Source organism: Aquincola tertiaricarbonis (assembly GCF_000969605.1).
Classification (GTDB): domain Bacteria; phylum Pseudomonadota; class Gammaproteobacteria; order Burkholderiales; family Burkholderiaceae_C; genus Aquincola; species Aquincola tertiaricarbonis.
The window spans coordinates 1-4,707 of record NZ_JZUE01000062.1 but is presented as its reverse complement, the minus strand read 5'-3'; the positions used below and the strand labels follow the sequence as shown (position 1 = coordinate 4,707).

3 protein-coding genes are annotated in these 4,707 nt (G+C 64.4%); 1 reads left to right on the top strand and 2 read right to left on the bottom strand.

Going from position 1 to position 4,707, the window contains the following annotated elements:
- Positions 1 to 447: 447 nt before the first annotated feature.
- Positions 448 to 2,376 (bottom strand): sensor domain-containing diguanylate cyclase, encoded by a 1,929-nt coding sequence (locus VO99_RS29275; RefSeq protein ID WP_157039846.1) that lies wholly within the window; start codon positions 2,374 to 2,376, stop codon positions 448 to 450.
- A 431-nt stretch (positions 2,377 to 2,807) separates the two neighbouring features.
- Here VO99_RS29275 and VO99_RS30670 point away from each other — a divergent pair, with 431 nt between their 5' ends.
- Positions 2,808 to 3,197 (top strand): hypothetical protein, encoded by a 390-nt coding sequence (locus VO99_RS30670; RefSeq protein ID WP_157039845.1) that lies wholly within the window; start codon positions 2,808 to 2,810, stop codon positions 3,195 to 3,197.
- 179 nt (positions 3,198 to 3,376) lie between these two features.
- Here VO99_RS30670 and VO99_RS27335 read toward each other — a convergent pair whose 3' ends face one another.
- Positions 3,377 to 3,928: a hypothetical protein gene (locus tag VO99_RS27335; RefSeq protein WP_198157103.1), complete on the bottom strand. Its 552-nt coding sequence runs from the start codon at positions 3,926 to 3,928 to the stop codon at positions 3,377 to 3,379.
- Positions 3,929 to 4,707: the final 779 nt, after the last annotated feature.

Here is a 4,707-nt window from a genome sequence, read left to right as displayed (position 1 = left end):
TGCTGTCCATGCCGCGTGGCACCGACCCGTCTATTGTGCAGCGCGCGGCGCGGGCGTTCGCACAGCTAGAGCTTGCAGATCACAAGTACGTCATGGTGCTGCACGACCACCAAGCGCCGTGCCGAAGGGGCTGGCGAGGTCCACCTGCAGGCCGGCGGCCAGGAACACCTCGTCGATGGCGTCGATCCTGCTCGGGCTCATCGTCAGCTTCGGTGACCACTTTTTCAGCCTGGTGCCGGGCCTGTTCTTCTACGTCGCGCTGATGTAAGAATGACGAGCGAGGGGAGAGCGGCTTTGCCTGCACCGGAGCTCGCGCAGACCCCTCGTACCGTGACTGCCGGTCCACTTCACTGGGCGCGTCGCACAGCCGTCCCAGCTACTGGCGTCGTGTCATGTTCAAACGGCGTCGTGAACGTGGCGCGGTCGGAAGCGGCACCGTTTCCGCGGTCAGTGAATCTGAGGCAGGGCGCCACTGGCGAGGCCAACGTGGGTTTCCAGGCGCCCCTTACCTTGCCGCTTGGCTTCTAACATGGCTTGGTCCGCTCTCGCGAGCAACTCAGCCGGGGTGTCGGTATCCCCCTGGGAGGATGCCAACCCCATGCTCACGCCAACGCTGACCTGCTGTCCGTTGGCCAGGCGGATCGGCGCGCCGATTGCTGACGTCAGCCGGCCGAGCACCGCGGGCCAGCTTAGCCCGTTCGACGGCCCGAGCACGATGACGAATTCGTCGCCCCCCATGCGGGCGACGGTGTCAACCGGCCGCAGCTGCGACCCCATGCGCCGAGCCACTTCTACGAGCAGCGCGTCGCCGGCATCGTGCCCGTGCTGGTCGTTCACGGCTTTGAAGCCGTCCAGATCCAGGTAGCAGACCGCCACCTGTTCGCCCCCGCGACGGGCGTTCGTGAGCCGCTCGCTCAGACGCTCGAGCAGCAGCACCCGGTTGGGGAGCAGGGTGAGCGCGTCGTGGCTGGCGGCGTGCCGCAGCCGGTCGTGTGCCGTGTGGGCGGCCGTTGCGTCGACGGCAATCCAGAAGCTCTCGTGCTCGGATACACGTACGCCATTCAGATCGACCCAGAGCCCTTCACCACCTTTTTGGCGCAGCTGCACCTGCATGCGGCAGTTTTCGCCGCTGGCGAGCAGCGCCTTCGCAAGATGGGTGACCTCGATGGCTCGAGACGGATCAAGGACGAGAGACGACAGCGGTTGCCCAGCGAGCTCGCCCTCCGGATAGCCAAGCAGCGTTTCGAGCGCTCGGTTGCGCCAGCCGATGCACTGCTCGTCCACCTTCATCATGCCCACCAGCTCGTTGTTGAGCATGGCCGACTGCTCCTGCAGCAGCCTCGAGATCTCGTCTTGCGCCAGGCGCTGTGCCTCCGCATGCGCAGAGATCGTCTGCAGGGCCTTGGCTTCGCGTGCGCCAAACCGGTAGATGCCGCAGCTGGCCAAGGCGATCAGTATCGACGCCAGGCCAGCCAGCGAGACCACGTGCTCAGATTGCTCCTTCCATGGCGCGAGGAAGTTCGCATGGTTGACGCCGGCAAAGACGAGCAGGGGCCATCCGTCAACCATTCGGTAGGCGGTCACGCGGGTCGCGCCGTCTACGGCCACGACTGACGTGAAGCTGCCACCCACAGGGTTGGTGCTCACCGCGGCGACAAGCTCGGGTGACACTGCTGTGGCCCCCGGTGCGCCTTGTGGTCCACCGCCGGGCGACCGTCGGGCAATCAAGCGCAGGTCTGACGTTCGCAGCGCGACCGCATCACCCGCTCGCAGGTCGTAGCGGTCGAACACGTCAGCGAAGTGGTCGACGTTGATCGTCCCGTGCAGCGCACCGGCGTAGCGACCGTTAAGGCGCACCGGATGAACGAGTGCCAGGACCCAGTTGCCCGTTGTTCGCGACTTGAATGGGCCGGCGACAAGCGCATGGTCGGACAGGTGCTGCTTAGCCAGGGCGAAGTAGTCACGATCCGCCACGGAAACAGCTGGATGCGCGGGAAAGCCGCCCGCGACTCGACCTTGTGCGTCGGACAGACGTAGCGATTCCATGCCTCGCAGGATCGCCACACGAGATTTCAAGAGTTCGTCAACTGCGGCGGCATCGTCCCCGTCATGGGTCGCCCTGTGCACCAGATCCTGGACGGTTGCGCGCATGACCGCATCGACGACCCCCAGCTCGCTGGCCAGGTTCAACTGGGCAACCGCAGCGCGGCCTTCTGCTGCCTTCAACGCACGGTCCTCAAAACCGCGCTTAGCGGAGGTCAGCACAGTGAGAACGAGCGCACCCAACAGCAGTGCCACTCCGACGTTGGCCAGAACGAGCCAGCGTTTCAAACGCCGGCGACGCATGCCCACGGTTTCAACGAGGGCCTGCGTCATCGACGCCTCAGTCACCTCGCAGTTCACAGTTCAGTCTTTCCGTAGCGGCGAGGCTTGGTTGATGCGCGCACAGCTTGATAAACGGCAAGTGCGGCGCGGCTCGGCTGGATGTAAAGGCGGGTGCACCAAGCGCAGAACAATGGGTCAGCAAGCGATGGCGCTGCTGTCAGCGCTGACCGCCGGGCAGCAGGCTGGCTGCCGAAAGTGGTGGAAGGCATGCAACGTTTTCGGCCCCGCACGGTAGTTGCTTGAGGGTGCAATGCTGCGTGCAGCGGCCAATCTCTATAGCGGGCCGTGAACGGGCGGAGCAGCTGGCATCATGTGCGGTCCTAAAGGGGCTACCCCGCCGCCCCGTGGTGTCAGCCTGCGCTTTGCGGGCAGCTCTCACCGTGGGTCCATGTTCCCCATGGCGGTCGGCCGCCCGTCAAGCCGTGAAAAGCGAACAACACAGTCTTCGAGCGGGTTTTGTCGACTTCGCTGATCCGACGTTCCTGGTGCTCGGCGAGCCCGAGTCGTTCCATTGGCTTGCAAAGCAGATTGAAGGTAGGTGCGCGGTTGCGCTTGACGCGGTACCAGGCAAAGACCTTGCGCGCTTTTCGATCGTGCCGACAGCACAGGAGGGCAGCGTCTCAAGGGAGGGATCGGTACTTGAATGGCAGATGTCCTCAAGCGAAGCCGTGCTCGTCTCTCAGCAGCTTCGAGTGCTCGCTACCAGTTCATCTCCTGCCCATGCCTACCTAGATCCTGCGAGCAACTTGGCCGGTGTGCAGATCATGGCATCCAGAGGGGAATACGACCCCGAGCGAGTCTTCAGGGACTAGGGCTCTGCATCACGCCTTGCCCGTTGCCCCCGAAGCCTTGTTGCTGCCGTTGCCCTCGGTGTTGATGAACCCGATAGGCCGCTTGGGCGGATCGGGCGGCGTCATGAGCTCGCGCAGCGCGTCGAACACCTTCTTGAGCTGGGCTCGGGTGTTGTGGCTGAAGGTGTCGTGGCTCTTCGCTAGTCATCATGTACATCAGGCACAAGGTCGAAGCCCTCCTCAGCGCACAGCATCAGTTGCTCCGGGCGATGGAACGGATCGGCTCCACATCGCGCCAGAGCCATCCAGGTCGCAAACGGGACATTCATTGCCCGGTGCGGCGCAGGCCGAGCGACCTCGATTGCGACGTCGTCCGCGAGCATGACACCGTACTGCGGCGGAATCTCCTGCGGCTCTGCGATGCCCGCCTTGAGGACATACCAGCACTGGCAAGCGGTTCCGAGGTAGGCCGCGCCCTTGGCAATCTGCCGCAGATCGGCGAGCAGATCAGCGCGGCGGACCTTGATCTCGTGGACCACCGGCTCGGCGTATGCCTCGACGCTTGTACTGCGGATCGAGAACACGTCGGGGCGGTACACCGTCCAGACGCCGTCGACATTGGCGCGCAAGCTCAGCCGGCGCCAGGTCAGGCGGCCCGCCTGACACATGTACTTAGCCACCCGTTCCACGAGCAGCTCATGTGCCTCCAGGGCGCTCCGGTTGACCTGAAGCGACGCTGCCAGCGCCTGCACGCCGGAGTCACTGACGCGAACCGTCTCACGGCCGCAATCGTCCCGGTGCCGCTCCAGAAGCCTGCAGCAACCAGTTCAAGCTCGAGCACGTCGTGGCATGGCCACCCGGCCGATTGCCACACGGCGCGTAGGCGCCGCAGGTGCGGTTTTCGGATGTTGATGTCGGACATGGGGCGCATGTGAGCCCGATCATAGCTGTACGTAACCACAGCTGTTCCGGTGCGGCTACAACCTTAATTTTGTTAACCGTCTGCCTCCAAGCTGAGTGGTCCTCACCTGACTTGCTCAGGCAATAGATGGCTTTTGATGGCTCAGCGCATCCCCAATCTCTCTTCGGTGTATCCCAGCTTCATCATGGCCGCGGTGAGCGTCTGTCGCGCCGTCCAGTAGTCGCTCCACGGGTCCTGCTTCACTAAGCCGCCAGGAACTACAGCGTTCAAAGTTCCGCAAAGTGACCTCCGATCAGTGCCTGCAGAGTGACCGTCCGATGTGAGGCGCCGTATCGGAACCGCGACCCATCCGAGTGTCGGCAGCTAAGCCGTCGCGTCCACCGCCAGCGCTTACGCCGGCGGTGTCCGCCATGTGCACGAGCAGCTTGTATGCGCGGATGGTCAAGCATCTGCTTGATCCACAAGGCCCTCGTCATCAGGTACTCGGTATCGTCGCCATCGCTGGCGACCTGGCAAAGCACGGCCTGAGCGGCCCGCCGGCAGGGCGCCGCTAGCCCGCCCGGGCGGTGGCGTCCAGCGCGCCCGGCTGGCTGGCATGGGCCAGCCGGT

Coding starts and splice junctions, on each gene's coding strand:
- VO99_RS29275 (WP_157039846.1), bottom strand. CDS start 2,376: ATGACGCAGGCCCTCGTTGAAACCGTGGGCATGCGTCGCCGGCGTTTG.